28 protein-coding genes are annotated in these 26,051 nt (G+C 70.9%); 13 read left to right on the top strand and 15 right to left on the bottom strand.

Going from position 1 to position 26,051, the window contains the following annotated elements; translation table 11 throughout:
- Nucleotides 1–79: 79 nt before the first annotated feature.
- Both ACFU8V_RS03915 and ACFU8V_RS03910 read left to right on the top strand, forming a co-directional pair.
- The gene (locus ACFU8V_RS03915) at nucleotides 80–751 is read left to right on the top strand and encodes a response regulator transcription factor (protein ID WP_126893752.1); all 672 of its coding nucleotides are present in this window, start codon (nucleotides 80–82) and stop codon (nucleotides 749–751) included.
- Nucleotides 744–1,835: a sensor histidine kinase gene (locus ACFU8V_RS03910; RefSeq protein WP_378869147.1), complete on the top strand. Its 1,092-nt coding sequence runs from the start codon at nucleotides 744–746 to the stop codon at nucleotides 1,833–1,835. The genes ACFU8V_RS03915 and ACFU8V_RS03910 overlap by 8 nt, the downstream gene beginning before the upstream one ends.
- A gap of 70 nt (nucleotides 1,836–1,905) precedes the next feature.
- Here the strand turns inward: ACFU8V_RS03910 and ACFU8V_RS03905 are convergent, their stop codons facing one another.
- A complete protein-coding gene (locus ACFU8V_RS03905) occupies nucleotides 1,906–3,423 on the bottom strand; it encodes an SDR family oxidoreductase (protein WP_025104046.1) in 1,518 nt (505 codons plus the stop codon).
- 68 nt (nucleotides 3,424–3,491) lie between these two features.
- Here ACFU8V_RS03905 and ACFU8V_RS03900 point away from each other — a divergent pair, with 68 nt between their 5' ends.
- From ACFU8V_RS03900 to ACFU8V_RS03875, 6 genes are all read left to right on the top strand, one after another.
- A complete protein-coding gene (locus ACFU8V_RS03900; protein WP_378869142.1) occupies nucleotides 3,492–4,562 on the top strand; it encodes a M4 family metallopeptidase in 1,071 nt (356 codons plus the stop codon).
- The gene (locus ACFU8V_RS03895; protein ID WP_071327868.1) at nucleotides 4,537–4,848 is read left to right on the top strand and encodes a protealysin inhibitor emfourin; all 312 of its coding nucleotides are present in this window, start codon (nucleotides 4,537–4,539) and stop codon (nucleotides 4,846–4,848) included. Before ACFU8V_RS03900 ends, ACFU8V_RS03895 begins: the two co-directional genes overlap by 26 nt.
- 103 nt (nucleotides 4,849–4,951) lie before the next feature.
- Entirely contained in the window at nucleotides 4,952–5,173 is a 222-nt protein-coding gene (locus ACFU8V_RS03890; RefSeq protein WP_085604611.1) for a hypothetical protein, read from the top strand.
- 99 nt (nucleotides 5,174–5,272) lie between these two features.
- Nucleotides 5,273–6,031: a ribonuclease H gene (locus ACFU8V_RS03885; protein ID WP_374461073.1), complete on the top strand. Its 759-nt coding sequence runs from the start codon at nucleotides 5,273–5,275 to the stop codon at nucleotides 6,029–6,031.
- A 28-nt stretch (nucleotides 6,032–6,059) separates the two neighbouring features.
- The gene (locus ACFU8V_RS03880; protein ID WP_303709689.1) at nucleotides 6,060–6,446 is read left to right on the top strand and encodes a DoxX family membrane protein; all 387 of its coding nucleotides are present in this window, start codon (nucleotides 6,060–6,062) and stop codon (nucleotides 6,444–6,446) included.
- A gap of 139 nt (nucleotides 6,447–6,585) precedes the next feature.
- Nucleotides 6,586–7,284, top strand: coding sequence for a Pr6Pr family membrane protein (locus tag ACFU8V_RS03875; protein WP_238695625.1), 699 nt, complete (start codon nucleotides 6,586–6,588; stop codon nucleotides 7,282–7,284).
- Here the strand turns inward: ACFU8V_RS03875 and ACFU8V_RS03870 are convergent.
- The 3 genes from ACFU8V_RS03870 to ACFU8V_RS03860 form a co-directional block, all read right to left on the bottom strand.
- Nucleotides 7,275–8,627, bottom strand: a complete 1,353-nt coding sequence (locus tag ACFU8V_RS03870; protein ID WP_303709687.1) for an FAD-dependent oxidoreductase — start codon at nucleotides 8,625–8,627, stop codon at nucleotides 7,275–7,277. The genes ACFU8V_RS03875 and ACFU8V_RS03870 overlap by 10 nt on opposite strands.
- 95 nt (nucleotides 8,628–8,722) lie before the next feature.
- Entirely contained in the window at nucleotides 8,723–9,700 is a 978-nt protein-coding gene (locus tag ACFU8V_RS03865; RefSeq protein WP_102208607.1) for an SRPBCC family protein, read from the bottom strand.
- Between the two features lies 1 nt (nucleotide 9,701).
- Complete coding sequence (locus ACFU8V_RS03860) at nucleotides 9,702–10,106, bottom strand: metalloregulator ArsR/SmtB family transcription factor (RefSeq protein WP_303709683.1); 405 nt, start codon at nucleotides 10,104–10,106, stop codon at nucleotides 9,702–9,704.
- A 198-nt stretch (nucleotides 10,107–10,304) separates the two neighbouring features.
- Between ACFU8V_RS03860 and ACFU8V_RS03855 the strand changes: the two genes are divergently transcribed.
- Nucleotides 10,305–11,057, top strand: a complete 753-nt coding sequence (locus ACFU8V_RS03855; protein WP_062633228.1) for an SDR family NAD(P)-dependent oxidoreductase — start codon at nucleotides 10,305–10,307, stop codon at nucleotides 11,055–11,057.
- A gap of 167 nt (nucleotides 11,058–11,224) precedes the next feature.
- Here ACFU8V_RS03855 and ACFU8V_RS03850 read toward each other — a convergent pair whose 3' ends face one another.
- The gene (locus ACFU8V_RS03850) at nucleotides 11,225–11,551 is read right to left on the bottom strand and encodes a hypothetical protein (protein ID WP_025104058.1); all 327 of its coding nucleotides are present in this window, start codon (nucleotides 11,549–11,551) and stop codon (nucleotides 11,225–11,227) included.
- A gap of 69 nt (nucleotides 11,552–11,620) precedes the next feature.
- Nucleotides 11,621–12,067, bottom strand: coding sequence for a MarR family winged helix-turn-helix transcriptional regulator (locus ACFU8V_RS03845; RefSeq protein WP_025104059.1), 447 nt, complete (start codon nucleotides 12,065–12,067; stop codon nucleotides 11,621–11,623).
- Between the two features lie 128 nt (nucleotides 12,068–12,195).
- On the opposite strand from ACFU8V_RS03845, the gene ACFU8V_RS03840 reads away from it, so the two are divergent.
- Nucleotides 12,196–12,432, top strand: a complete 237-nt coding sequence (locus ACFU8V_RS03840) for a hypothetical protein (RefSeq protein WP_378869132.1) — start codon at nucleotides 12,196–12,198, stop codon at nucleotides 12,430–12,432.
- Nucleotides 12,429–12,974 (top strand): MarR family winged helix-turn-helix transcriptional regulator, encoded by a 546-nt coding sequence (locus tag ACFU8V_RS03835; RefSeq protein ID WP_025104061.1) that lies wholly within the window; start codon nucleotides 12,429–12,431, stop codon nucleotides 12,972–12,974. Before ACFU8V_RS03840 ends, ACFU8V_RS03835 begins: the two co-directional genes overlap by 4 nt.
- On the opposite strand, the gene ACFU8V_RS03830 is transcribed toward ACFU8V_RS03835, so the two are convergent.
- The gene (locus tag ACFU8V_RS03830; protein WP_378871783.1) at nucleotides 12,971–14,194 is read right to left on the bottom strand and encodes an MFS transporter; all 1,224 of its coding nucleotides are present in this window, start codon (nucleotides 14,192–14,194) and stop codon (nucleotides 12,971–12,973) included. The genes ACFU8V_RS03835 and ACFU8V_RS03830 overlap by 4 nt on opposite strands.
- 118 nt (nucleotides 14,195–14,312) lie before the next feature.
- On the opposite strand from ACFU8V_RS03830, the gene ACFU8V_RS03825 reads away from it, so the two are divergent.
- Nucleotides 14,313–15,896 carry an SDR family oxidoreductase gene (locus ACFU8V_RS03825; protein ID WP_378869128.1) on the top strand — a complete coding sequence of 528 codons (1,584 nt, stop codon included), beginning with the start codon at nucleotides 14,313–14,315 and terminating at the stop codon, nucleotides 15,894–15,896.
- Between the two features lie 18 nt (nucleotides 15,897–15,914).
- Here ACFU8V_RS03825 and ACFU8V_RS03820 read toward each other — a convergent pair whose 3' ends face one another.
- From ACFU8V_RS03820 to ACFU8V_RS03785, 8 genes are all read right to left on the bottom strand, one after another.
- The gene (locus ACFU8V_RS03820; protein ID WP_085604552.1) at nucleotides 15,915–17,876 is read right to left on the bottom strand and encodes a BCCT family transporter; all 1,962 of its coding nucleotides are present in this window, start codon (nucleotides 17,874–17,876) and stop codon (nucleotides 15,915–15,917) included.
- Nucleotides 17,877–18,032: 156 nt separating this feature from the next.
- Nucleotides 18,033–19,748 carry an AarF/ABC1/UbiB kinase family protein gene (locus tag ACFU8V_RS03815; RefSeq protein WP_025104065.1) on the bottom strand — a complete coding sequence of 572 codons (1,716 nt, stop codon included), beginning with the start codon at nucleotides 19,746–19,748 and terminating at the stop codon, nucleotides 18,033–18,035.
- A gap of 45 nt (nucleotides 19,749–19,793) precedes the next feature.
- Complete coding sequence (locus ACFU8V_RS03810; RefSeq protein WP_025104066.1) at nucleotides 19,794–20,417, bottom strand: PadR family transcriptional regulator; 624 nt, start codon at nucleotides 20,415–20,417, stop codon at nucleotides 19,794–19,796.
- A gap of 71 nt (nucleotides 20,418–20,488) precedes the next feature.
- Nucleotides 20,489–21,400 (bottom strand): ROK family protein, encoded by a 912-nt coding sequence (locus ACFU8V_RS03805; protein WP_378869123.1) that lies wholly within the window; start codon nucleotides 21,398–21,400, stop codon nucleotides 20,489–20,491.
- Nucleotides 21,397–22,080, bottom strand: coding sequence for a putative N-acetylmannosamine-6-phosphate 2-epimerase (locus ACFU8V_RS03800; protein WP_249521228.1), 684 nt, complete (start codon nucleotides 22,078–22,080; stop codon nucleotides 21,397–21,399). The genes ACFU8V_RS03805 and ACFU8V_RS03800 overlap by 4 nt, the downstream gene beginning before the upstream one ends.
- Entirely contained in the window at nucleotides 22,077–22,940 is an 864-nt protein-coding gene (locus ACFU8V_RS03795) for a carbohydrate ABC transporter permease (protein ID WP_126893709.1), read from the bottom strand. The genes ACFU8V_RS03800 and ACFU8V_RS03795 overlap by 4 nt, the downstream gene beginning before the upstream one ends.
- On the bottom strand, nucleotides 22,927–23,895 hold the full coding sequence (locus tag ACFU8V_RS03790; RefSeq protein ID WP_174235376.1) for a carbohydrate ABC transporter permease: 969 nt from the start codon (nucleotides 23,893–23,895) through the stop codon (nucleotides 22,927–22,929). The genes ACFU8V_RS03795 and ACFU8V_RS03790 overlap by 14 nt, the downstream gene beginning before the upstream one ends.
- 10 nt (nucleotides 23,896–23,905) lie before the next feature.
- A complete protein-coding gene (locus tag ACFU8V_RS03785; RefSeq protein ID WP_025104070.1) occupies nucleotides 23,906–25,195 on the bottom strand; it encodes an ABC transporter substrate-binding protein in 1,290 nt (429 codons plus the stop codon).
- 127 nt (nucleotides 25,196–25,322) lie between these two features.
- On the opposite strand from ACFU8V_RS03785, the gene ACFU8V_RS03780 reads away from it, so the two are divergent.
- Nucleotides 25,323–26,039, top strand: a complete 717-nt coding sequence (locus ACFU8V_RS03780; RefSeq protein ID WP_126893708.1) for a GntR family transcriptional regulator — start codon at nucleotides 25,323–25,325, stop codon at nucleotides 26,037–26,039.
- The last annotated feature ends 12 nt before the right edge of the window (nucleotides 26,040–26,051 follow it).

The raw sequence follows: 26,051 nt of genomic DNA, 5'->3' as shown, positions 1-26,051 counted from the left end.
TGAAGAGAGCCCGCGGTTGCCACGGCGTATGGCCTTTTCCATACACCGGCGATATGCCGCACTGCGTAGGATCACTGCCATGCGTGTGCTGATCGTCGAGGACGAGCCCTACCTCGCCGAGGCGGTCCGCGACGGGCTGCGACTGGAGGCGATCGCGGCCGACATCGCCGGCGACGGCGACACCGCGCTCGAGCTCCTGAGCATCAACGCGTACGACATCGCGATCCTCGACCGCGACGTGCCGGGCCCGTCCGGAGACGACATCGCGCGGTGGATCGTCGCCTCGGGCAGCGGCATCCCCATCCTCATGCTCACGGCCGCCGACCGCCTCGACGACAAGGCCTCCGGGTTCGAGCTCGGCGCCGACGACTACCTCACCAAGCCGTTCGAGCTGCGGGAGCTGGTGCTGCGGCTGCGTGCCCTCGACCGCCGCCGACAGCGCGCGCGGCCACCGGTGCTGGAACTCGCCGGGCTGCGCCTGGACCCCTTCCGCCGCGAGGTCTACCGCGACGGCCGGTACGTCGCCCTCACCCGGAAGCAGTTCGCCGTACTGGAGGTGCTCGTCGATGCCGAGGGCGGCGTGGTCAGCGCCGAGGAGCTGCTGGAGCGGGCGTGGGACGAGAACGCCGACCCGTTCACGAACGCCGTCCGCATCACCGTGTCCTCGCTGCGCAAGCGCCTCGGCGAGCCGTGGCTGATCCTCACGGTGCCCGGCGTCGGCTACCGCATCGGGGCCGACGCGGATGCCTAGGCGGCGCGGCCTCAGCGTCCGCCTCAAGCTGACCCTGAGCTACGCGGGCATCGTCGTCGTCTCCGGGCTCCTGCTGCTCGGCGCCGTGGCGCTCTATCTCCTGCGCTACGTGCCGGATGTGCAGATCCCCGTCGTCGAGTTCTTCGTCCCCAACCGCTCGGATCTGATCCGGGCGTTCGTACCCGTCGCCGCGATGGTGATGGTCGCCCTGCTCGCGATCGGTCTCGGCGGCGGCTGGCTGCTCGCCGGACGGATGCTGGCGCCTCTCGACCGCATCGGCGACGCCGCACGGCTCGCGGCGCAGGGCTCCCTGTCGCACCGGATCCGCATGGAGGGCCCGAGCGACGAGTTCCGCGACCTCGCCGACGTCTTCGACACGATGCTGGAGCAGCTGGAGGCGCACGTCGCCGAGCAGAAGCGCTTCGCCGCGAACGCCTCGCACGAACTGCGCACGCCCTTGGCCATCTCGCAGACGCTCCTCGACGTGGCCCGCACCGATCCCGACCGCGACGTCGACGCCCTGATCGACCGGCTCCACGAGGTGAACACGCGCGCGATCGACCTCACCGAGGCGCTGCTGCTGCTGAGCAGAGCGGATCAGCGCACCTTCCCGCGGACGCTCGTCGATCTGTCGCTCCTGGCAGAGGAATCCGTCGAGGCCCTCCTGCCGCTCGCCGACCGCCGCGGGGTCGAGGTGGAGGTGTCCGGCGTGCCGGCGACCGTGCTCGGCTCCTCCGCCCTGCTGCCGCAGCTCGTCATGAACCTCGTCGCCAACGCGATCGTCCACAACCGCAGCGACGGCGGCGGTTCCGTGGCGGTGCGCACCCATTCCCTCCCGCACGCGGTGGCCCTCGTCGTGGAGAACACGGGTGCGGAGCTGCACGCCTCCCAGGTCGCGACGCTCGTCGAGCCCTTCCAGCGCGGCACCGAGCGCACGCGCGGGACGGAGCACGCCGGGGTGGGTCTCGGCCTCGCGATCGTGCAGCGCATCACGCAGACCCACGGCGGCACCCTCGTGCTGACGCCCCGCACCGGCGGAGGCCTCATCGTGACGGTCTGGTTCCCGCACCCCTACCCCGGCTGACGGTTTTCGAATCGCCCGTTTGGCCCTGTTTCGGCTCCGGATGGAACCATTCAGGCGATTCGAACGGGCGTCACCAGGGGCTGGGCTCGTAGTCCTTGAGGAAGACGCCGTGGATGTCCTCGCCGGCCTCGCCGCGCACGATGGGGTCGTACACCCGGGCGGCGCCGTCGACCAGGTCGAGCGGGGCGTGGAAGCCCTCCTCCGCGAGGCGCACCTTCGTGTAGTGCGGGCGCTCGTCGGTGATCCAGCCGGTGTCGACGGCGGTCATGAGGATGCCGTCCTTCTCCAACATCTCCCCCGCGCTCGTGCGGGTCAGCATGTTCAGCGCGGCCTTCGCCATGTTGGTGTGCGGGTGGCCCGGGCCCTTGTAACGGCGGGAGAACTGTCCCTCCATGGCGGAGACGTTCACGACGTACTTCCGGCGCGACGACGACGCGGCCATCGACGCCCGCAGCCGGCTGATGAGCAGGAACGGCGCGGTCGTGTTGGCGAGCTGCACCTCGAGCATCTCCAGCGGATCGACCTGATCCACCGACTGCACCCAGCTGTTGACGCGGTTCACGTCCGGCACGAGACCGCCCGCATCGATCGCCGTGCCGTCCGCGTGCTTCTCGAGCGAGGAGGAGCCGGGGGCCATCGCGAGCCGCGCGAGGTCTTCGGCCGTGAGCGCCTGTCCCCCCTGCTCCGCGACCGTGCCGCCGAGCGCCGCGACCGACAGCAGCGGATGCGCGTCGACCGAGGCCTGCAGCGCCTGCGGGTGCGGGTCGACGGTGTGCCCGAAGGTCTCCATCTCCGGCAGCGGACCGTCCGGCAGCGGCTGGAGCTCCGCGTCGGCGAGCAGCGAGTACGCCCCCGGCGAGCGGCGGACCGTCTGCGCGGCGTTGTTGATGAGGATGTCGAGCGGGCCCTGCGCGGCGACCGAGTCGGCGAGCCCGATCACCTGGGCGGGGTCGCGGAGGTCGATGCCGACCACGCGCAGCCGGTGCAGCCAGTCGCCCGCGTCCGGGAGGGCCGAGAACCGCCGCACGGCGTCACGCGGGAACCGGGTGGTGATCGTGGTGTGCGCACCGTCGCGGAGGAGGCGCAGCGCGATGTGCATGCCGATCTTCGCGCGGCCGCCCGTGAGCAGCGCGCGCTTTCCGGTGAGGTCGGTGCGGGCGGTGCGCTTGCCGTGGCTGAAGCGGGCGCAGTCCGGGCAGAGCTGGTGGTAGAACGCGTCGACGAGCGTGTACGGCTGCTTGCAGATGTAGCAGTTGCGCGGCTTGAGGAGCTCGCCGGCGATGGGGGCGTCGATCACACGGGACGCGAGGTCGTGCCCGCGCGTCTCGTCGTCGATGCGGTCGGGGGCGCCGGTGGCGGTGCGGGCGACGACGGCCTTGTCCGCCTCGGCGATCGCATCCCGGATCTCCTTGCGCCGCACGCGCTTGACGGCCTTGAACATGGCTGCCGTCGCGTGGCGCACGGCCACGAAGTCGGGGTGCTCGTTGTCGATGGTGTGCAGCTCGGCGAGGACGCGCAGCGTCGTGGCGAGGTCGTCGGGGTCGATGCCGGGGCCCAGGTCGGGGGTGGCGTCGGGCGCGTCGGTCATTAGGCCGATTTTACGCGACCGTCCTGGGGGTCTCCTGCTGTGTCCGCGCCCCGGCGTAGGGTCGACGCATGAGCAGCGCAGAATCCTCCCCGCATCCCGGCGTCGTCCCCTCCTACCTGCTCGCCCGTCTGGCGGAGTCGGGTCGGTTCCCGAAGGCCGCCGCCGCGGCCCGACAGACGCTCACCGCGGGGCGCCCGCCGTTCCGCGCCCGCATCGACCTCTCGATCGACGAGAACGGCGACCTCGTCGCGCGGCTCTCCGATGCGCCGAACCGCACGATCAGCGACGCCGGCAACACCCAGCAGCTCCCGGGGGCCGTGGTCCGCACGGAAGACGATGAGTCCGTCGCCGACACCGCCGTCAACGAGGCGTTCGACGGCCTGGGCGCGACGTTCGAGATGCTGCTCTCCGCGTTCGGCCGCAACTCGCTCGACGACGCCGGTGCTCCTCTCGACGCGACCGTCCACTACGGCGTCGACTACGACAACGCGTTCTGGGACGGCGAGCGCATGGTGTTCGGCGACGGCGACGGCGAGGTGTTCCAGCACTTCACGGGCTCGCTCACCGTGATCGGACATGAGCTCGCCCACGGTGTCGTGCAGCACACGGCGAACCTGGAGTATCAGGGCCAGCCGGGCGCACTGAACGAGTCCGTGGCCGACGTGTTCGGCGCGCTCACCGAGCAGTACGCCCTGGGTCAGTCCGCCGACCAGGCGAGCTGGCTCATCGGGGCGGAGATCTTCACGGATGCGGTGGAGGGCTCAGCCCTGCGCTCCATGAGCGCGCCGGGCACGGCCTACGACGACGATGAACTCGGGAAAGACCCGCAGCCCGACCACATGAGCGGATTCGTGCGCACCACCGAGGACAACGGCGGCGTGCACATCAACTCCGGCATCCCGAACCGCGCCTTCGCCCTCTTCGCCCTCGACCTCGGGGGCAACGCCTGGGAGCGCGCCGGCACGGTCTGGTACCGGGCACTCACCGGCGGACTGGCGAGCACCGCGACCTTCACCGAGTTCGCCGATGCCACGGTCGCCGCCGCAGCCTCCGTCGATGAGGAGGCGGTCGCCGCCGCTCGACGCGCGTGGACGACCGTGGGAGTCTATGAGGATGACCGAGGACCCGACGCCGCCTGACGCCCCCGTCGTCATCGCCGTCGTGCGCTCGGGAGGTCTCGCCGGCATCCGTCGCCAGTGGCGGGTGGAGGCTGAGCCGCCGGACGCCGAGGAATGGATCGGCCTCATCGACAGCTGCCCCTGGGACGACGACGTCGACACGGAGCCCGGGGCCGACCGGTTCGTCTGGAGCATCCGCGCCCGCACCCCGTCCGAGCGTCGGGAGCGGGAGCTGCCCGACTCCGCCGTGGACGGTCCGTGGCGCACCCTCGTCGACGCCGTGCGCGAGGCGGCGCGCGCGGAGTGAGCCGCGGTCGGAGATTCGCGCTCCCGTCGCACGGATCCGCCGGATCCCTGCGACCTCGGTGGGAAACTGCGACCCCGCGCCGCCCGGGGGTGACAATGGAGACATGGGACTCTTCCAGCAGCGACCGGAGGAAGAAGAGAAGCAGTGGGGACTCCCCTCTGAACCTCTCGAGACCTCGGCCGCAGACACGCTCGACGCCGCGCCGACGGTCGACCCGCTGGCCCTCGGCCTCGACACCCCGTCCTCGGTGAGCTCCATCGTGTTCCCCGTCGCCCCGCCCGCCCCCGAGGCCGCGAGCACCGAGAACGCCGACCCCGAGGACTGACACCGCGCGTCGCTGTTTCGCACTCCCGTCGCAGGTTCCGCCCGAATCCGTGCGACCGCGGCGCGAAAGGGCGTCCGCGGCCAGCGATACGGTGGACGGATGACCATCACCGCCGCCGCAGACGGCTCCGCCCTGGGCAACCCCGGCCCGAACGGCTGGGCCTGGTACATCGACGACGCGAACTGGGCGGCCGGCGGCTCCCCGCACGGCACGAACAACCAGGGCGAGCTCCGCGCCGTCCTCGAACTGCTCCGGGCGACGGCCGGCACCGACGAGAAGCTCCTGATCGAGTGCGACAGCCGTTACGTCATCGACTCCGTGACGAAGTGGATGCCGGGCTGGAAGCGCCGCGGGTGGCGGAAGTCCGACGGCGGGCCCGTGCTGAACCGCGACCTCCTCGAGGGGATCGACGAGGCCCTGCGCGGTCGCGACGTCGAGTTCTCCTGGGTCAAGGGCCACGCCGGGCACCCGCTGAACGAAGCCGCCGACGAGCGCGCGAACGCCGCCGCCAAGGCCTATCAGCAGAAGCAGGAGCCGCGTCGAGGCCCCGGATTCACCCGCGCGACCGATGCCGGAGCCGCCGTCGCCGCCTCCGCCCCGGTCGCCGCCGCCGCTGCCGAAGCCCCGGCCTCCTCCTCGACGGCAGCCCCGTCTCGCACTTCGACACCCGTCGCCGAGGCGGAGTTCGCCGCGCCGCTGTGGGCCGAGACCTCCGACCTCCTCGACGGACTCGACCTCGCGCAGGACGACCCCATCGTGCTCCAGCTCCCGCTGTCGCCCGACGAGCACGCGCGCCTCCGGGACCGCGCCGAAGCGCAGGGCATCACCCTCGAAGAAGCGCTCCGCCGCCTGATCTGACGGCAACGGCGAGGCGTACACTCGCACCATGTCGACTCCCCGCACCATCGGCCGGATCTTCCTCGGCGCCGCGCTCGTGTTCGCCGGCGTCTCCCACCTCACGTTCGCCCGCGAGGAATTCCAGGCGCAGGTGCCGGAATCGCTGCCGCTCGATCCCGACGCCACGGTGCTCGCGTCCGGCGTCGCGGAGGTCGCGCTCGGCTCCGCTTTGCTGTTCGCCCGTCGCCGCCGTCGCACGGTCGGCACCGTCGCCGCGCTCTTCTTCGCCGCGGTTTTCCCGGGCAATGTGGCGCAGTGGATGCATCATCGCGACGGCTTCGGCCTCGACACCGACATGAAGCGCTTCGTGCGTCTGTTCTTCCAGCCGGTGCTCATCGCGCTGGCCCTGTGGTCGACCCGCGCCCCGCGCCGCTGACCCCCTCCGCCACACCAGGCATTCCCGCGAGAACAGGCCCCCACACCCGCCCGCGCCTGAACCCGCCCGACGGCCTGATGCGGCGTCACCCCGGGTCGGCTCCGTAGACTCGGCGGATGGCGGAAAGGACGAGGCGACGGTGAGCAGGCGCACCGTCTTCGGCCTGCTCCGGCTCACCGCCGCCGCCGTCTGCCTCGTCGCGCTGATCCACCGCCTCGCGTGGGGACTCGCGTCGAACACCATCGCGAGCCAGAACTTCTTCGCGTACCTGACGAACCAGTCGAACATCGCCTTCGTCGTCCTCCTCACCGTCGCCGGAGTCCTCGCGCTGAGGAGAGCCCGCGACCCGCGGTGGCTCACGGTGGCGCTCGCCCTCGTGCTCACCTGGACGATCACGGCGGGACTCGTGTTCGCGATCCTCGTCTGGCAGGCCGGAGTCCGGGGGATCCGCATCGACGTGCCGTGGTCGGATCAGGTGCTGCACTTCTGGCTGCCCGCGGTGACCGTCGCGGCCTGGGCCCTGGCCCCGGGGCATCGGGCGGTGCCGTGGCGCGTGATCCCGGTGACCCTCGCCTACCCGGTGCTGTGGGGCGTCGCGACGCTCATCCGCGGACCGTTGATCGGCTGGTACCCGTACTACTTCCTCGACCCGCGGCAGGTGAGCGGTCCCGTCGAGTTCACCGTCTCCTGCGCGATCGCGCTGGCCGTGTTCGCCGCCGTGGCGACCGCGCTCGTGCTCATCAGCCGCCTGCCGGACCCGTGGGACCGCACTCCTGCCGAGCCTCCTCCCGAGGACCGCGCCCCGGCCGAGGCCGCGCGCGAGCCGGTTCAGGCGTAGAGCGCCAGCGAAGCGAGTGCCGCCTCGACGGCCTCCGCGTCCCCGAGCTCCGCGAAGTCCCGGGCCGCCGCACCGCCCACGATCCCGACGAGCACGTTCTCGCCGGTCGAGGGGCGGAGGTTGATCCACGTAGGGATCGCGATGTCGTCGCCGACCGCGTGCCAGATCGCCTCGTCACCGTCCCAGAACGGCTCGTCCCATCGCAGCCACACCGTCTCGATGGCGCCCATCCCGAGCGCGGAGATGGCGCCGCGGTTGTCGAACGGCAGCGGCGGATCGAACTCGATGGCCTGCTCCTGCAGCACCCCGAGCGGCACCGTCAGCAGCACCCGGTCGAAGGAGAGGGCCTCCCCGGTGCCGAGGCGCACACTCACCCCGGTGTCGTCCCACGCGAGACGGGTGACCGGCGAGCTGAGCCCGACCTTCACCCCGTCCAGGGTGCTCTCGATGAACGGGGTCAGGTCGTCGCCGACCCCCTGCAGCGCCGCGTCGGGGAGCGGCGGGGCGAACCAGCTCGACAGGTCGGCGGCGTCCGCGCCCGTCCGTGCCGCGAGGAGCGCGAGGAGCGCGGCGGTCGCGGGGTCCTCCGGGTCGATGCCGGCCGCCACCAGGGCATCCGCCACGGAGGAGTCCTGCGGGGCGGACTGCGCCGTGGTCACCGCGGCCTCCACCGGCTGCGGATCCACGGGGTCGACGTCACCCTCGGCCGAGCGCCACCGCGCCCCGTCGAGGTCGACGAGGTCCATGTCCCCCTCGTCGATCGTCTCGAGAAGCTCCGCGTCGGCCTCGCCGAACAGCCACGCGCCGAGCTGCACCGGAACCGGCCACTCCTCGTCCGCGCGGGAGAGGATCCGGCCGCCGACGCGGTCGCGCGCTTCGAACACCGTCACCTGCAGGCCGTCCTCCGCGAGTTGCGCAGCGGCTGTCGCTCCGGCGATCCCGGCGCCGATCACGGCCACCCGCTCGCCGTCCTCGGCGGCGACGGTGAGTTCCCGCGCGGCGCGGCGGCCCGACCGCAGGGCTCCCCGGACGGTACCCGGCGCCTCGTCGTCGGTCGCCTCGCCCGCGAAGAAGAGCCGGTCGTCGACGGGCTGCGCGAGCGCCGCACGGGTCGCGGCGAGCACCCCCACGGGAGTGAAGCTCGCGGCGCCCCGGGCGAAGGGGTCGGTGGTCCAGGTGCTGCGGACGCTCCCGCTCGGGGCGGGGACACCGGGCGGCGGCTCCGGTTCGCGCGTGCGGGTGGGGGTCGGCGTCGGTTCCGGCTCCGGGGTGCAGGAGGCGAGAAGCACCGAGACGGCACCGGCTCCGGCGCCGAGGAGCAGGGTACGGCGCGTGATCCTCATCGTGCCGCCACTTTATCCCGCTTTCGCACAGGCAGAAGCGCCGGAACAGGCGGCTCTCCACGAGAACCGCCTGTTCCGGCGCGCGTGCCTGGGTGTCAGACGGACAGCAGCTCCCGCTCCAGTCGCGCGAACGAGGCCTCCATGCCGTCGGCCATGCCGGTGGCGAGGATCATGTCCCGCGTCTCCTTGTCCGGGTACTCGATGAGCACCGTGACGAGGGTCGCGCCGTCCTCCTCGTAGAGGTTGAGGTCGTTGAGCGTCTCGGTCGGCATGCCCTGCATCCGCTCGGTGGTGACGGCGCGCTTCGGGGCGTCGATCAGCAGTGCCTCCCCCTCGAATCCGAACGGCTCACCCTCCGTGTCGCCCACTGGTGCCCAGGAGTTCCGGTACGACTGGCCGACCTCGGTCGCCGACACGCACTCGGTCATCTCCCACCCGTCCGGGCCGAGCATCCACTGCCGGATGAGGTCGGGCTCGAAGTGGGCGCGCCACACCAGCTCGCGCGGACCCTCGACGAGGCGGGTGATGCGCACATGCGTGTCGTCCAGCAGCTCCACCCGGGTGCCCTTGCCCTGGGCGTAGTCGCGGAGGTCCTGCAGCACGGCGTCGAGCTGGGCCATGGCCATCCGGGTGCCCTCGACGGCACCCATCGCGACGACCTGCTCGAGCGCTTCGGCAGACGTGAAGTGGCTCGTGTTGACCATGCGCGTGCCCTCGGCCGTCGGCTCGAACGTGAAGGTCATGCGCATGGAGGGGAGGTTGGCGTCCGGCGTGCCCTCCTCATCGGCGAACGAGTCGAGCACCGTGAAGCTGCGCGGCGCGTCGATCTCCAGGAACTCCCACGTGCCGGAGGCCTTCTCCCCGCGGGGGCCGTTCATCGTGTAGACGGCTCGCCCGCCGACCGTGTGGTCCCACTGGGTGAAGGTGGCGGGCCAGCCGGGAGGACCCCAGAACCGCTCGAGCTGCTGCGGGTCGGTGTAGGCGGCCCAGACGCGCTCGACGGGCGCGGCGAGGTCGGCGACGACGGTCATGGTGAGGTTCTCGGCATCCGTGATGATGTCCGTGACAGGCATGTCAGTCTCCTTGCGATTCGTTGCGTTGACTGCTGGTGGGGTCGGTGGAGGACGGCTTCCCCGCGGGCGGGGACGGCTCGGCCAGGAGATCGTCGAGCCGGGCGATGCGCGACCGCCACAGCTCTTCGTATCGGGCGAGGAGCGCCCTGGCGCGGGCGATCATCTCGGGGTTCGCGCGGACGAGCCGCTCGCGTCCCTCGGCGCGCTTGACGATGAGGTTCGCCGCCTCCAGCACGGCCACGTGCTTCTGGACCGCGGCGAACGACATCTCGTACTCGGAGGCGAGGGTCGAGACGGACTGCTCCCGCTCGATCGTCCGGCGCAGGATGTCCCGCCGGGTCGACGTCGCCAGTGCGTGGAAGACACGGTCGACCTCCGCTTCGCTCAACTCCGTTTGTGCAACCATTTGGTTGTACGTTAGACCCGCGTCGCGAGCGTGTCAAGAGTTTTTCCCCGGGGCAGACGGTCCCCACAGCGCAGCTAGCCCGCTGAACATTTCCATTCACATGAATCCACACCGGTATTCCGGGCGTAGGCTGGAGGGAAGGACGGACCGTCCGAGAAGATCTCCCGGCACCGCGCCCGCCCGGGAAGGAGCCCGAAAGTGGCTCAGTACGACGTCTCGAACCGCTCGGCGATCGTGACAGGAGCGGGCAGCGGCATCGGCCGCGCGGTCGCCCTGCTGCTGGCGCAGAACGGCGCGGCGGTGGTGGTCAACGACCTGAACGCGGAGCACGCGAACGCGGTCGTCGAGGAGATCCGCGCCGCTGGCGGCACCGCGGAGGCGTCGGTCGGCGACGCGACGGACCCGGCCTGGATCGCCTCGTCGGTCGAGCTCGCCAACTCGCTCGCCCCGCTCCGCATCGGCGTCAACAACGCCGGCATCGGCGGCGCCACCGCGCCCACCGCGGACTACGAGGAAGACGCGTGGGACAAGGTGATCGCCATCAACCTCAACGCCGTGTTCCGCAACATGAAGGCGCAGATCCCGTCGATCCTCGCCAACGGCGGCGGCTCGGTCGTGAACATCGCCTCGATCCTCGGCAGCGTCGGCTTCGCGGGCTCCCCCGCCTACGTCACCGCCAAGCATGGCGTCGTCGGCATGACGAAGACCGCCGCCCTCGAGTACTCCGCGCAGGGCGTCCGCGTGAACTCGGTCGGCCCCGGCTTCATCGACACCCCGCTCCTGGCGAACATGGGCGACGAGGCGAAGGACTTCCTCGTGTCCAAGCACCCGATCGGGCGCCTGGGCCAGGCCGAGGAGGTCGCGAACCTCGTGGTGTTCCTCGCGAGCGACGCCGCGAGCTTCATCACCGGCAGCTACCACCTGGTCGACGGCGGCTACACCGCCCTCTGACGAAGAAACGGCATCCGACTGCCGGGAACCCGAATCCCGGCGGCCGGATGCCGCGGTCGGCGATCGAGAGCCCCCGCTCCGTTCTCGCCGTAGCCGTCACCGCCCGGGATCCGAGAGCCCTTGAAGAGGATCCCGAGGCGATGAGGCAGGTCTGCACCCCTCCGTTATCAGGCGGACATCGCGTGCAATTCGCGCGATACCGCATCGAGCGCGAGCTCGGGGTCGGTGAGGTCGAGTCCGCCGGTCGAACCCGCGGCCTGCATGAGACGGGCCAGCAGCGGTCGCTGCAGGGTGACCGACGTCTCGACGACGAAGCGGATCGGGATGGACGCGTGGATCCACAGCGTCTCGGTGCGGTCGGCGCCGGTCTCCACCGTGAGCGCGAACGGCTCGTTGCGCCGCAGCTTGGTGACGGTGGCGGCGCGAAGGTGGGCGAGCAGCTCGTCGTCGATCTCGATCGGCTCGGCGAGGTTCGCGTAGGTGAGGGTTCCCATGTTCTTCTCCTCGTGGCAGAAAAGCTGGACGAGGATAGTTTACTAGTTTAACTAGTTAAATCAAGTCGATCAGGGGAGATCGCCGAGTTCGTCGGTGAGACGGCGCAAGAAGCGGGAGATCACGGCCGCCTCCTCCGCGGTGAACTCGCCTTCGATGGCGGCCACGCGCTGCGCCAGCTCGTCGCCCTGTCCGTGCAGATCGCGGAGCGACGGCCGGAGGACCTTGGACCGCGCATCCAGGGGGTGAGGCGCGACGACGATCTGCCCCCGCTCCGACATCCGTCGCACGACGCTCGTGACGGCGGCCGTACTGATGCCGAGGTAGGTGGCGAGGTCGCGGGGAGTGACGGGCTTCTCGACGGGCGCGGTACTGATGAAGTGCATCGCCGCACGGTCGGTATCGTTGGGTTCGCGCCGGGCGGCGAGACGGCGGTTCAACTGCGCGTCGGCGCGACGGAAGTCGTCGACATCGCGAGCGAGCGCTGAGGTCGTGACGTCGGTACTCGTGTTTCCCATGCAGAGATCCTCCTTCCCCGAACTCCATGGTACCTCGGCAACCTGACAGTAAGGCTGTCTAGCGATATCGGGTGCGACCAGGGACTTCCGGAGGTGCGATGATGGAACCCTGCCCCCGAAAGGATGCCATGCCCGAGCCACTGAGCCTCGAGGAGGCGTCGTACATCCGCTACGCCGATCTGCTCGCACGCCTGGAGGAACTCTTCCCCTCCGTCTCGCGACGCCGGATCGAGCAGATCATCGCCGCCGAGACCGATGCGATCACGGGCGGTCTTCTGCGCATCGTCCCGGCCGAGGTCGAGACCGGCGCGATGGAGATGCTCGAGCGGGAGGCCGGTTCCAGCGAGGAAGGAGAGGTCGCGTGACCGACAGCACCGGTGAGTTCCACGCCTCCGGATACTGGTACCCCGACAGCGAGCGCGCCACCACGGTCGACGTGCTCAACATGCTGCGGCGCTACCGCAGTGCCGAGACGGCGATGCGCGCCCGCACGCGCGCGTCCATGGGCATGAACGAGACCGACCTCGTCGCCCTCCGGTTCCTGCTGCGCGAGCAGAAGGCCGGTCGCATCGTGCGGCCGATCGATCTGGCGCGCATGCTCGACATCTCCACCGCGTCGACGACGACGCTCATCGACCGGCTGGAGAAGGGCGGGCACGCGCGCCGCGAACCGCACCCGACCGACCGCCGCGCCGGCATCGTCGTGCCCACCGTGAGCAGCGACGACGAGGTGCGCGCGACACTCGGTGCCATGCACCGCCGGATGCTCTCCCTCGTGGACGACCTCACCGATGAGGAGCGCGTGGTCGTCATGCGGTTCCTCGTCGGGATGACCGCCGCGATCCAGGAGGCCGCCGAGGCGGACGCCGTGCACGGCGGCGCCGACCTCGTGGAGGAGCCGGCCTAGTCCGACGCGTTCCGCGGGCGCCGGGCGTCCAGGAATCCCGCGAGCAGCACGGCCACGAGCGCCGCGACCGGTGCCACCACGAGACCCACGCGCAGGCTCTGCGTCTCCGCCAGCCACCCGACGAACGGCGGCGACAGCAGGAAGCCGAGCCGCAGCAGCCAGGACACCACGGTGAGCCCGACCCCGGGCCGCAGTCCCGGGAGCTCGTCGGCGGCATGCATCGCGGCGGGGATGAGGGTGGCGATGCCGAAGCCCACGGCCGCGAACCCGAGGATCGTGCCGGGCACGCTCGGAAACAGCAGCGCGAGCGTCATCCCAACGGCGGCGATGAGGCCGCCGACCCGCGCCACCCAGCGCTGCCCGAAGCGATCGGTCATCGGATCGCCGAGCAGACGCCCGACGAACTGCGCGCCGACGAGGGCGATGAATCCGAGCGGTGCGACCGCTCCCGCCGCTCCCAGGGAGTCGCCGAGGTAGAGGGTGGCCCACGAGTTGCCCGCGTCTTCGGCGATGGCTCCGGCCATCGCGATGAGGGTCAGGGCGATCACGGCCAGCACCGTCCGCGCCGGAACGCCGCGACGGACCGCGGAGGCGATCTCCTCGGGTTCCGCCACCGCATCCTCCTCGGCCTCGTCGTCGCGGCCGGGCAGGCAGAAGCGGAGGGCGACGAGGGCGACCGTCGCGAACACCGCGGTCGAGATCCCCAGGTGGACGGCGAGCGGGAGCTGCAGGGCGATCGCGCCCGCGGCCATCACTCCGCCGAGCACCGCGCCGATGGACCAGATGGCGTGGAAGGAGTTGATGATCGAGCGCCCGTACCGCCGCTGCACGCGCAGGCCGTGGGCGTTCTGCGCGACATCGGTGATGGCATCGGAGGCGCCGCCGACGAAGAGAGCGATCGCGAAGAGGACGCCGTTCGGAGACAGCGCCGCTGCCAGCAGGCCGAGGCTCGTGAGGACGGTGCCGATGACCGCGATGCGCGCCGACCCGAAGCGGCGGATCAGCGTGGCCGCCAGGAGTCCGGCCGCGATCGCGCCGGCGGGGAAGGCGGCGAGCGCGAGACCGTAGCCGAGGTTGTCCAGGCCGAGGGCGGCCTTGATCTCCGGGTACCGCGGCAGAATGTTCGCGAACAGGGCGCCGTTCGTGAGGAACAGCGCCGAGACGGCGACGCGCGCGCGGCGGGTGGCGCGGTCCGCGGGCGCTCGTCGAATCGATTCGATGGAAGTCACGGATACGACCGTACCCTGTCTCCGGTGTGCTCGCGAGCGTGTCGCGACGGCGCGATGCTCCGGACGCAAGCCCGTTCCCCGTGTCGGCCCCGGGATCTACGCTCGGAGCATGAGCGAGCTCACCCAGCCCACCGGTCGCGAGGACGCCCTTCGGGCTGTCCCCCGCGACGACGGCTCCGCGCCCCGCGCCCTCGTGCTCGGCGCCACCGGCTACATCGGCGGCCGCCTGACCCCGCGCCTGCTGAACGCCGGCTACCGGCTCCGCGTCCTCGCCCGCGACGCCGTCCGCGCCGCCTCCTTCGGCTGGGGCGAGGAGTGCGAGATCTTCGAGGGCTCCGCCGACGACGAGCACGCCGTCGCCTCCGCGATGGACGACGTCGACGTCGTGTACTACCTCATCCACTCCATGTCGGCCGGCAAGGGCTTCGAGGAGAGCGACGAGCGCGCGGCGGCCACCGTTGCCACGGCAGCCGCCCGGGCCGGGGTGCGGCGGATCGTCTACCTCGGCGGCTTGCACCCGGACGACGTGAAGCTCTCCCCGCACCTCCGCTCCCGGGTCCACGTCGGCGAGATCTTCCTGGAGTCCGGGGTGCCCACCCTCGTCCTGCAGGCGGGCGTGGTGATCGGCTCCGGTTCGGCGTCCTTCGAGATGATCCGGCACCTCACCGATGTGCTGCCGTACATGCCGGCGCCGAAGTGGGTGCGCAACCGCATCCAGCCCATCGCCGTGCGCGACGTGCTGCACTACCTGCTCGGGGCGGCACGGGTCGGCGATCAGGTGAATCGCGCGGTCGACATCGGCGGACCGGATGTGCTGCGCTACGGCCAGATGATGAACGGGTACGCGGTGGAGGCCGGACTGCGGCAGCGCGCCATCGCCGCCCTTCCGGTGCTGACCCCGGAGCTCGCCTCGCACTGGGTGAACCTCGTCACCCCGGTGCCGCGCTCCATCGCCCGGCCCCTCGTCGCCTCGCTGCAGAACGAGTGCATCATGAAGGACCACGCCGTCGACGCGCTCATCCCGCGGCCCGAGGGCGGACTCACGCCGTATCGCCGGTCCGTGGCGCTGGCCCTCGGCCGGGTGGACGCGGACGCCGTGGAGACGAGCTGGCAGGACGCCGAGGTGACCGGCGCCCCGAGCGACCCGCTGCCGAGCGACCCCGACTGGGCCGGACGCACCGTCTTCACGGACAAGCGCTCCGTCGCGACGCGCGCGTCCGTCGCGGAGCTGTGGCGCGTCATCCTCGGGATCGGCGGGGAGAACGGGTGGTACTCGTCGCCGCTGCTCTGGGCGGTGCGGGGGCTCATGGACCGCGTAGTCGGCGGCGTGGGCCTGCGCCGCGGACGCCGCAGCCGCACCGCCGCCCGGGTCGGGGACGCGATCGACTTCTGGCGCGTCGAGGCGGTCGAACAGACCGAGGAGGGGCATCTGCTGCGACTCCGCGCCGAGATGAAGGTGCCGGGCGAGGCCTGGCTCGAACTGCGCGCGGTGCCCGACGGCGACGGCGCCCGCTACGAGCAGCGCGCCGTGTTCTTCCCCCGCGGACTCCTCGGCCGGCTGTACTGGCTCGCCGTGCTGCCCTTCCACGGGCTCATCTTCTCCGGCATGGCCGCCCGGATCACCGCGGCCGCCGAGACAGGCGACCACGCCGGTTCAGGCGTCATGCGTGAGGGAGTGCCTGATCCGGCGTGAGCGCCTGAGCTCTCGCGTTCAGTCCTTGTCGGCAGGGGCGTCCATCGCCGCATCGACGGCGGCGTCCACCTCGGCCGGCGGGATGATGTCGATCGCCTCGGTCGCGGCCTCGTACACCTCGGCGAGGGTGTCGTCGACGGTGTCCTCGTCGATCCAGGCGAGGTCGTCCTCCGAGTGGTCGTACTCGACGGGCACGAGCGCGAAGTCGTCGCCGTACTCCTCGAGGCCGGCCATGACGCTGTGGCGGACGGCGGCGCGGGCATACCGGTCGCGGAGGATCAGGGGATCGCGCCGCAGATCCTTCATGAACGCGATCATCATGAACGTCATGATGATCGCGAACGGCAGCGCCGCGATGATCGTCGCGTTCTGCAGCGACTGCAGCCCGCTCCCCTCGGCGCCGCTGACGAGCAGCACGGCGGCGATCACACCGACCAGCACGCCCCAGACGACGGCGACCCAGCGTGACGGCTCCGGGCGGCCCTGCTGCGAAAGCGTGCCCATGACGAGCGAGGCGGAGTCGGCACCCGTGATGAAGAAGATCGCGATGAGGATGATCAGGATGATGCTGGTCACGAGCGGGAACGGCAGGTTCTCCAGCACCCCGAACAGCACCTCCTCCGGCGGGTCGACGACGAGGCCTGCGCCGTCCATCTGCTGCTGGATGGCCGTCGTGCCGAAGATCGCGAACCACACGAGCGAGATCGCGGAGGGCACGACGATGACGACCGACACGAACTGACGGAGCGTGCGGCCGCGCGAGATCTTCGCGATGAACATGCCGACGAAGGGCGACCAGGAGATCCACCACGCCCAGTAGAAGATCGTCCAGCTCGACAGGAAGGCCTGCGCGGCCTCACCCTGCGAGGCGGAGCGGCCGATCATGGTCGGCAGATCGCCGAGGAACTGCACGGCCACCGACGGGATCACGTTGAGGATGAGCAGCGTCGGGCCGACGAAGAACACGAAGAACGCCAGCAGGATGGCGACCACGGCGTTGATGTTCGACAGCGCCCGGATGCCCTTGGAGACGCCCGACACGGCGGACGCGATGAAGCAGGCCGTGAGCACCGCGATGACCGCGATGAGGATGCCGTTGCCGAGGGGTCCGGCTCCGCTGACGATCTCGACGCCGTGGCCGATCTGCAGCGCACCGAGCCCCAGCGAGGCAGCCGTGCCGAACAGCGTCACGATGATGGAGAAGATGTCGATCGTGCGGCCGACCGGGCCCGTCGTGCGGTTCTCGCCGAGCAGCGGGGCGAAGATCGACGAGATCAGCGGCGTGCGGCCGCGGCGGTAGGCGCCGTAGGCGATGGCTCCACCGACGAGCGCGTAGAACGCCCAGGCCTGCGGGCCCCAGTGGTAGAGCACCTGCGTCTGCGCGGTGTGCATGGCCTCGAGGGTGTTCGCCTCGACGGTGCCGGGCGGCGGATTCTCGAAGAAGGTCAGCGGCTCGGCCGCGCCCCAGAACACCAGGCCGATGCCCATGCCCGCCGCGAAGAGCATGGAGATCCACGAGAACATCGAGAACTCGGGCTCTTCGTCGTCGCGGCCGAGCGGGATGCGCCCGTACTTACTGAAGCCGACGAACAGCATGAACACGAGGATGATCGTTGCGATGGTCGTGAAGAAAAAGCCGAAGTACTCCACGACCCAGGCGAGCACGGTGCTCGTGGTGCCGGCGAGGTTGTCCCCCGCGAACACGCCCCACGCGATGAAGGCGAGGGCGAACGCGGCGGCGACGCCGAACACGAGCGGGTCGGTGCGGTAGGTGCGCCCCGTCTCCTCCACCGACACCCCGGGAACCAGCGCCGGGTGCACGCTGCGCGGCGGGACCGTCGTGATGTCGCGGACGATCTTGCGCGCGGTCTCGGAGGCCTTCGCCGCCTGGCGGTGCGTCCCGGTCACGACGGCGTCGGTGCGCGGACGGGTCGGGGATCCTGCGGAGCGTTCGGTGGGCTTCTCGTCAGGCGTGTCCATGAGAGACCATCTTTCCACCTGTGCGGGCTCAGGCGTACGCGGGAGATCAGGCACTCCTGGTTGGGAGCGCCTGGTTCCGCGCGATCGCCTGTTCCGGCGGGGGTGTTGGGGCGGGGCCTGGGCGGGACCGCCGGGCGGGTCTGGGCCTGGCGGGGGTCAGCGGGGGCGGCGGCGACCCAGGAAGAGGGCGCCGAGGAGCGGGAGCACCGAGACCCACAGGAGGGTGATGCCCAGCGGCGGGAGCGGACCGACGAGCAGCGCCCCGCCGATGAGCATCGCCGCGAACAGGACCCCGGAGGCGATCCGCCGCGCGATACCCTCCAGCCGGTCGAGGCGGCGCTCCAGACGCGAGGTGTCGAAGGAGACGTTGCCGTCGTCGACGCGGGTGATGATGTCGTCGATGCGCTTCGGGAGCCGCCAGGTCGTGGCCGCGTTCGCCATCGCCTGCTGCGCCATGTCCTGCATGAGGGTGCCGGACTCGTCGCGGAGCAGCCGCGCGGCATACGGCTCGGCCGCGTCCCACACGTTGAACGCGGGATCGAGGCCGCTGCACATGCCGGAGGTGAGGGACACGGCCCGGATGAGGAGCAGCATGTCCTCGGGGAGCTGCAGCGGAAGGCGCCGCACCATGTCGCCGAACTCCTCGGCGAAGTCGGTGAACTCCCGCGGGTCGACCCGGCTCAGCTCCGCGAACCCCATCCCGCCGAAGCGCGCGAAGAGGGTGGTCAGCGCCCGCTCCAGCTCGCCGGTGTCGGCCGTGGGGAGGAGTACGCCGATCTCCTTCGCCGCACGGACGAGGCCGCGACTGTCCCGCGCGGTCACCGCGATGAGGAGGGTCCGAAGTCCCTGCCGGAGGTTGTCGGAGACCTCGGCCATCATGCCGAAGTCGATGAACGTCAGCCGGAAGCCGCCCGGGGTCCCTGAGCCGCCCTGGGTCCCTGAGCTCGTCGAAGGGACCGGCGTGACGAAGATGTTGCCGGGGTGCGGGTCGGCGTGCACGAACCGGTGCGTGAAGACCTGGTCGAACATGACCTCGGCGAAAGCGTCGGCGACCGCGGAGGGGTCGATGCCGGCCGCCCGGAGCGCCGCGGTGTCGTTGATCTTGATCGCCGTCACATCGGACAGCGTGAGCACCCGGCGGGTCGTGCGCTCCCAGACGATCTCGGGGGCGGCGACGCGCGGGTCGTCGGCGAAGTTCTCGCGGAACCGCTCGGCGCTGCGGGCCTCGTGGAGGTAGTCGATCTCCTCCATGCTCGTGACGGCGAACTCCTCCACTAGGGCGGGGGCGTCCACGCGGTCGGCCACGATCCGGACCCGGGTGAGCCACCGCGCGACCCGGCGGAGGGCGGCGAGGTCGACCGCGACGATCTCGTCGATGCCCGGGCGCTGCACCTTGACCACGACCTCGTCCAGCCCGGTGTCCTCCGCGTCGAGCGCCGACAGCCGGGCACGGTGCACCTGGCCGAGGGACGCGGCCGCGACGGGGGTGTCGTCGAACCAGGCGTACACCCGCTCGAGCGGCATGCCCAGCTCGGCCTCCGCGAGCGCCCGGATCTGCGGGGTGGGCACGGCGGGGACCTCGTCCTGCAGCCCCTCCAGCTCGGCCGTGATCTCGGGCGGGAGCACATCGAGGCGCGAGGACATGAACTGCCCGACCTTGATCATGAGCCCGCCGAGTTCGACCGCGAGCGTATGGAACCGCCGCGCGAACCGCTGCATGCGGCGGGCGCGCGTGCGCTCCGCGATGGAAGACAGCCCGAACCGCGGAAGGACGAGCTCGAACCACCAGATCTTCAGGAACTCACGGCTCGCGAACGACAGGATGCGGCGGTACCGGGCTCGGTGAGGACCCTGTGCCGCCGCTGCCGTCATCGCGTCATCCTTCCGCCGTTCCGCGCCGGACGCCGCACGACGCGGTCAGTCCTGGGCGAGGATCGTGTACAGCCTACGGCGGGCCTCGTCGAGCACCTCGATGGCCTGCTGCACCTGCTCCGCGGAGCCGCTGCGCCCGACCTGTGCGGCCGCGGCGGCGAGGTCGACCCCGGCCTTGGGCAGAGCGCTGTACCGGGCGTCGCGGCTGCGGTCCTTGTCGGAGGACGGCACCCACGGCGGGGTCTCGGTGCTCTCCGCGGCGACGGCCCGGCCGGCCTCCGTGAGGGCGTAGGTCTTGCGACCGTTCTGCTCCTCGGCCTCGATCAGACCCTCGTCGGCGAGGAGCTGGAGCGTCGGGTAGACGGAACCTGCGCTCGGCTTCCAGGTGCCGCCGCTGCGCTCGGCGATCTCGTTGATGATCTGGTAGCCATGCATCGGTCGCTCGGTGAGGAGCGAGAGGACGGCGGCGCGCACATCGCCGCGGGCCATGCGCGACCCGCCGGAGGGACGCGACTCGAACGACTTGCGGAGCTGGTCCATCGCCTCGAACAGCGCTCCGGCCGGACCCTGCGAGCCCCCGAAGAGGTTGCCGAGGCCGCCGGCGAAGTCGCCGCCGTTACTGCCGTTGCCGCTGCCGCCGAACGGGGTGGAGGGGAATGCGTTGTTCATGATGACCTCCCAGTCGTGAACGATACTCAACGATATATCGTTAACGCTGAATGCGGGGTGGGAATCCGGACTCAGGCCGGCGCCAGCACCGCGGCCCCGGTGACGGTCGCATCGACCCCGAGCTCCGCCGATCGCACCCGGGCTGTCGACGGCCCCGGCATCGCCGCCGCGCGGTAGGCGCGGGCGACCTCGGCGAGATACCGCTCCCCGATGGCCGCCACGCCGCCGCCGACGGCGACGACCTCGACGTCCAGGAGCGCCTGCGCCCCGGCGAGCGCGCGACCGAGGAACGCCGCCCCCTCCGCGATCACCTCCTCGGCGACCGCATCCCCGGCACGAGCGGCCGCGTCCACCTCCCGCAGCGTGCGCGCCATGCCGGTGCGCTCGCGGTACGTCTGCTCCAGCGCCGGACCGGAGGCCACGGCCTCGACGTGCCCGACCCTTCCGCAGCCGCATCGACGACCGGCCAGTCCTGGCGGGAGGGCGAGCTCGGTGTGCCCGACCGATCCCGCCGTGCCTGTCGCGCCCGCGCGAAGACCGTCCGGGAGGACGACGGCTCCCCCGATGCCGGTGCCGATCGTGACCATCAGCAGACCACGCGCTCCCCGACCCGCCCCTGCCGTGGCCTCCGCGACCGCCGCCGCGTGCACGTCGTTGACGACCGCCACCGGGGCATCGAGGGCTCGGACGAGCGCCGCACGCAGCGGGAAGCCCGCCCAGCCGCTGATCGCATCGGTCGCGGAGGTGATGCCGCCGTCCTGATCGACCACGCCCGCGGTGCCCACGCCGACCGCCGCGAGCGGCTCCCCGCCGCGGATCACATCGATCGCATCGACGACCGCCCGCACGATGGCCTCGCCGCCCTCCCGGGCCGGCGTCGACAGGGTGTGCACGGCCGTGGCGCGACGGCGCGCCCCGCCCGGCTCCGCACGGAACCCCGCGACGGCGATCTTCGTGCCGCCGATGTCGATCCCGACGATCACACCCGCTCCCGGGCGGCCGGCGTCACCGCGACGAATCGACGCGTGAGGGCGATCGGATCGGTGATCGCTCCGCCGACGACGACCGCGAAGGCCCCGGCGTCGAAGGCCGCGCGCACCTGCGCAGGGGTCTGGTAGCGCCCCTCGGCGATGGTCGGGATCCCCGCAGCGACGAGCGCGGCCACGAGGTCGAGGTCCGGGTCGTCCTGTCGCGGAGAGTGCGGGGTGTAGCCGGACAGGGTCGTGCCGACGACCGCCGCCCCCGCCGCCCACGCGCGCTCGCCCTCCGCGACCGTCGACACGTCGGCCATCACGGGCCGCCCCGTCGCCGCGGCGATCTCCCCGATGAGCCGGAAGTCCGTGCCGAGCTGCTCCGTCGTGGCGTCCACCGCGATGATGTCGGCACCGGCCTCCGCCAGCCCCGCGGCGAGCGCGCGTTTCGGGGTGATGACGTTGCGGACGCCGTTCCAGACCTTGTGGAGCCCGATGATCGGCGCATCGGTCACCGGTCGCACCCGACGGATGTCCTCCGGCCCGTTGAGCCGCAGGCCGCTCGCGCCGCCGAGCAGTGCCGACTCGGCGAGCGCGCCGATGACGTGGGTGTCTCTCGCGGGGGCTCCCGCGGAGGCCTGAACCGAGGCGACGAGCCGGCCGCGGAGGAGGGCGAGGGATTCATGGGTCACTTGAGGGCTCCTGCACTGGCACCGCCGATGAAGAACTTCTGTCCGAGGAGGAAGATCGCCACGGCCGGGAGGGTGAACATCACGCACGCGGCCATGAGCGGCCCCCAGGCCACGTCGTTCTCCCCGAAGAAGGCGTACAGACCGATGGACAGCGTGTACGTCGACTGGTCGTTGAGGTAGATGAGGGGATTGAGGAAGTCGGTCCACGCCCAGACGAACTGGAAGATCGCGGCGGTCACGATGGCCGGGCGCGCCAGGGGCAGGACGATCGTCGCGTAGGTGCGGAACTCGGAGGCACCGTCCAGACGGGCGGCCTCGATGAGCTCGTCCGGCACCGCGAGGAGGAACTGCCGGATCATGAAGATGAAGAACGGCGTGCCCAGGAACGCGGGGACGATGAGCGGGAGATAGGTGTTCGTCGCCTCCAGCCCGTTCCACACGAGGAACAGCGGGATCAGCGTGACCTGCGGCGGCAGCATCATCGTGGCGAGCACGAGGATCAGGAGCGGTCGGGCGCCGCGCCACTTCACCTTCGCCAGCGCGTAGGCGACGAGCGGACACGAGATGACCGTGCCGAGGATGCTCATGCCGGAGACGAAGAGCGTGTTGGCGAGGTAGCGCCACACCGGGATCTGCGCGAACGCCTCGGCGAAGTTGGCCGTCGTCCACTCGGCGGGCAGCAGGGTGGGCGGCGAGGAGAACACGTCGCCGGGCGTCTTGAACGCGGTCGACAGCATCACCAGCAGTGGGAACAGGAACAGCAGCGCAAGCAGCGTCACCGCGATCTGCTGCCGGACGCGGCGGAGCGTGCGCCGGGTGCGACGGGGGCGCACCGGAGCGGAGATGTCAGCGTGCGCCATCGTGGACCCACTTCCTCGAGGTCGCGAGCACGATGAGGCTCACGACGAGCGTGATGATGAACAGCGTCCACGCCATGGCGGAGGCGTAGCCCATCTTCAGGAACACGAAGGCGTTCTGGTACAGGTACATCGCGTAGGACAGCATCGACTGCCCCGGCCCCGAGCCCGCCTGGTTGAGGCGCTCCTGCGACAGGATGTAGGGCTGCGTGAAGATCTGCAGGAACCCGATGATGCTCACGATCACCTGGAACAGGGTCACAGGGGAGACCGTGGGCCAGGTGACGTTCGTGAAGCGGCGCCACGCCCCCGCGCCGTCGAGCTCGGCCGCCTCGTACAACTCCTTCGGCACCTCCTGCAGGGCGGCGAGGTAGATGATCATGGTGCCGCCGACGGTCCACAGCGACATGAGGATGATGGCGGGCTTCGTCCACTCCGGCTGCTGCAGCCAGGCCGGCCCCTCGATGCCGAACCACGACAGGAAGTGGTTGATGAAGCCGTACTGGGCGTTCAGCAGCCAGCGCCACAGGTAGCCGCCGACGACGACCGGCACGATCGAGGGCAGGTAGACGAGCGCGCGGTAGAGCGGCTGGCCCCGCACGGGTGTGTTCAGCAGGTGCGCGCCGGCGAGCGCGATGCCGATCGCGAGCGGCACGCCGAACACGGTGAGCACGGCCGTGTTGGCGAGCGACTTCCAGAACACCCCGTCGGCGAACATCTGGGTGTAGTTGTCCAGCCCCACCCACTCCGGCGACTGGAACAGGTTGAAGTCGGTGAAGCTGTAGTACGCCGACGCCGCGATCGGATAGGCGAACAGGAACAGGAAGCCGACGATGAACGGCGACGCGAAAGCCAGGCCGATCAGCGTGGTCCGGCGGCTGCGGCGCCGCCGGACGGGAGCGCCGGGTCCGGCAGGAGCGTTCTCCTGCCGGACCCGGGGTGCTGTTGCCGTGGTCACGAGGACCGGCTCACTTCGAGGCGTAGGAGGCCATGCGCTCCTCGACGGTCGCGATCGCCTCCTCCGGGGTGGCGGTCAGTCGCACGACCTCGTCGAACGCGGTCGCGAGGTCGGTCGCGTACTCGGCGCTGTACGGACGGCTCGCCAGGGACTTCGCGTTCGGGGACGACGCGGCCTCCGCCCAGACGCCGAAGTCCTGCAGCTCGTCGAACGCAGCGCTGCCGGCGAGGGAGGAGCGGCCGGGGAGGTTGCCGAGCGCGACGGCGAACTTCTCCATGGGCTCGTCGCTCACGAGGTAGGCGAGGAACGTGGCCGCCTCCTCCTTGTGCTTCGAGTTCGCGGGGATGAAGAGGGTGCTCGCGGTGACCTGCGTGCTGTTCTCCAGGTCCGGCGAGGCGGCGGGGATCGCGGTCACGCCCCACTCGAAGTCGGGGGCGATCTTGGCGGCGCTGGCCGACCGCCACTCGCCGTCGATGATCATGGCGACCTGGCCGCTGAAGAACGGGTCCTGCGCGGAGAGGTACTCGCCCTGTCCGGACACGAACGTGGCCATGGCGTCGGCACCGACCGGCTCGATCACGTTGTCCTGATACCACTGCAGGGCCTCGAGGTTGCCGTCTTCCGCGGGGGTCGGGCCGTCCTCGCCGTCCCAGCTCCCGCCGAAGGCGTAGCCGAGGGTCGTGAGGGTGGTGCTGTCGTTCGCCGAGCCGAGTCCGAGCTGCGTGATCTTGCCCGACGCGTCCTTCTTGGTGAGCTTCGGGATGGCGGCGGCGAGCTCGTCCATCGTGGTCGGCGGGGTGACCCCGGCCTCCTCCAGGAGCTGCGGGTTGTAGAGCAGCTGGAAACTGTGGATGGCGATCGGCAGCGAGTAGATCTTGCCGTCGTAGGTCATCTGCTCCATGGCGCTGGGGACGAAGTCGTCGACGTCGATGTCCTCGGCGGCGATCGCCTCGTCGAGCGGCGCGAGGATGCCCTTCGAGGCCCAGGCGCCGACGGTGTTGCCGAAGTTGTCGGAGATGTCGAAGGAGCCGTTCGACGACGACATCGACGTGAGCTGCTTCTGGGTGTCAGGGCTGGAGACGCCCGTGACGACGATGTCGTCCTGACTGGCGTTGAAGTCGGCGATGATCGCCTCCAGCGCCTTCGCCTCCTCGCCTCCCCACAGGTACGAGAACGTGATCTCGGTGGGGCCGTCCGCGTCGCCGCCGCCGCCGGCGCAGCCGCTCAGGGCGACGATCGTCGCCGTGCCCAGCGCCCCGGCGACCAGGACGCGTCGGCGCATGTTGTGCTTCACGTGCATGGGGATTCTCCGCTCATCGTTGACCGTGCAAAGGATTGGAATAGACCAATTAAGAACCGCTGAGAGGAGACATTGACACAATCCCGGGTGATCGTCAAGATTGGGTTAGTCCAAACGAGGGGGAACCATGGCGGCGATCGAGGGCCTCACGAAGCACGAACGCGTGCGGCGGCATCTGGAGAAGGTCATCGACCAGGGGCTCGCACCCCACGAGAAGCTGCCGACGGAGCGCGAACTCGCGGAGTCGCTCGAGGTGAATCGGCAGACGGTGCGTCGCGCCCTCGACGAGCTCGAACGGGACGGCCTCGTGTACCGGCTGCAGGGAGCGGGCACGTTCGTGAGCGCCTCGCGGATCAGCAAGGCGTTCGAGCTGACCTCGTTCTCGGAGGACATGCTCGCCCGCAACATGAGGCCCGGCTCCCTCTCCGTCGACGTGGGCACCGCGGCGGCCGGGCAGACCGCCGGATACGCCTTGAACCTCAGCCCGCAGTCGCCCGTCGTCCGGATCCGCCGGGTGCGGACCGCCGACGACATCCCGATCTGCCTGGAGGTGTGCTCGATCGCGGCCGACGCGGTGCCGGGCCTGGAGGACGGCATCGAGGGCGACTCGCTCTACGACGACCTGCGCACCCGTTTCGGCATCACCGCCGTGCGCGCCGACCAGGAGATCCACGCGGTCGTCCTCGACGAGGAGCAGGCGGCCGCGCTGCAGACGCCGCCGTTCTCGCCCGCCTTCCTCGTGAAGCGCACGACCTACGACGCCCGCAGCCGCCCGATCGAGTACGCCGAGTCGGTGTACCGCGGCGACCGCTACTCGTACCTCGTCTCCATCGCCCGCCCCTGATCCCTGATCTGC

It is taken from the genome of Microbacterium sp. NPDC057658 (assembly GCF_042799975.1).
Lineage (GTDB): Bacteria > Actinomycetota > Actinomycetes > Actinomycetales > Microbacteriaceae > Microbacterium.
The sequence above is the reverse complement of the archived record's forward strand: the minus strand, read 5'-3'. Positions and strand labels throughout refer to the sequence as shown.

What these genes read in the sequence shown, in the direction of transcription:
- ACFU8V_RS03910 (WP_378869147.1), top strand. Translation starts at nt 744, where the DNA reads ATGCCTAGGCGGCGCGGCCTCAGCGTCCGCCTCAAGCTGACCCTGAGC.
- ACFU8V_RS03810 (WP_025104066.1), bottom strand. Translation starts at nt 20,417, where the DNA reads ATGAACAACGCATTCCCCTCCACCCCGTTCGGCGGCAGCGGCAACGGC.
- ACFU8V_RS03895 (WP_071327868.1), top strand. Translation starts at nt 4,537, where the DNA reads ATGACCGAGGACCCGACGCCGCCTGACGCCCCCGTCGTCATCGCCGTC.
- ACFU8V_RS03820 (WP_085604552.1), bottom strand. Translation starts at nt 17,876, where the DNA reads ATGGACACGCCTGACGAGAAGCCCACCGAACGCTCCGCAGGATCCCCG.
- ACFU8V_RS03885 (WP_374461073.1), top strand. Translation starts at nt 5,273, where the DNA reads ATGACCATCACCGCCGCCGCAGACGGCTCCGCCCTGGGCAACCCCGGC.
- ACFU8V_RS03900 (WP_378869142.1), top strand. Translation starts at nt 3,492, where the DNA reads ATGAGCAGCGCAGAATCCTCCCCGCATCCCGGCGTCGTCCCCTCCTAC.
- ACFU8V_RS03865 (WP_102208607.1), bottom strand. Translation starts at nt 9,700, where the DNA reads ATGCCTGTCACGGACATCATCACGGATGCCGAGAACCTCACCATGACC.
- ACFU8V_RS03850 (WP_025104058.1), bottom strand. Translation starts at nt 11,551, where the DNA reads ATGGGAACCCTCACCTACGCGAACCTCGCCGAGCCGATCGAGATCGAC.
- ACFU8V_RS03860 (WP_303709683.1), bottom strand. Translation starts at nt 10,106, where the DNA reads ATGGTTGCACAAACGGAGTTGAGCGAAGCGGAGGTCGACCGTGTCTTC.
- ACFU8V_RS03915 (WP_126893752.1), top strand. Translation starts at nt 80, where the DNA reads ATGCGTGTGCTGATCGTCGAGGACGAGCCCTACCTCGCCGAGGCGGTC.
- ACFU8V_RS03870 (WP_303709687.1), bottom strand. Translation starts at nt 8,627, where the DNA reads ATGAGGATCACGCGCCGTACCCTGCTCCTCGGCGCCGGAGCCGGTGCC.
- ACFU8V_RS03825 (WP_378869128.1), top strand. Translation starts at nt 14,313, where the DNA reads ATGAGCGAGCTCACCCAGCCCACCGGTCGCGAGGACGCCCTTCGGGCT.
- ACFU8V_RS03905 (WP_025104046.1), bottom strand. Translation starts at nt 3,423, where the DNA reads ATGACCGACGCGCCCGACGCCACCCCCGACCTGGGCCCCGGCATCGAC.
- ACFU8V_RS03785 (WP_025104070.1), bottom strand. Translation starts at nt 25,195, where the DNA reads ATGCACGTGAAGCACAACATGCGCCGACGCGTCCTGGTCGCCGGGGCG.
- ACFU8V_RS03880 (WP_303709689.1), top strand. Translation starts at nt 6,060, where the DNA reads ATGTCGACTCCCCGCACCATCGGCCGGATCTTCCTCGGCGCCGCGCTC.
- ACFU8V_RS03795 (WP_126893709.1), bottom strand. Translation starts at nt 22,940, where the DNA reads ATGGCGCACGCTGACATCTCCGCTCCGGTGCGCCCCCGTCGCACCCGG.
- ACFU8V_RS03815 (WP_025104065.1), bottom strand. Translation starts at nt 19,748, where the DNA reads ATGACGGCAGCGGCGGCACAGGGTCCTCACCGAGCCCGGTACCGCCGC.
- ACFU8V_RS03890 (WP_085604611.1), top strand. Translation starts at nt 4,952, where the DNA reads ATGGGACTCTTCCAGCAGCGACCGGAGGAAGAAGAGAAGCAGTGGGGA.
- ACFU8V_RS03780 (WP_126893708.1), top strand. Translation starts at nt 25,323, where the DNA reads ATGGCGGCGATCGAGGGCCTCACGAAGCACGAACGCGTGCGGCGGCAT.
- ACFU8V_RS03845 (WP_025104059.1), bottom strand. Translation starts at nt 12,067, where the DNA reads ATGGGAAACACGAGTACCGACGTCACGACCTCAGCGCTCGCTCGCGAT.
- ACFU8V_RS03840 (WP_378869132.1), top strand. Translation starts at nt 12,196, where the DNA reads ATGCCCGAGCCACTGAGCCTCGAGGAGGCGTCGTACATCCGCTACGCC.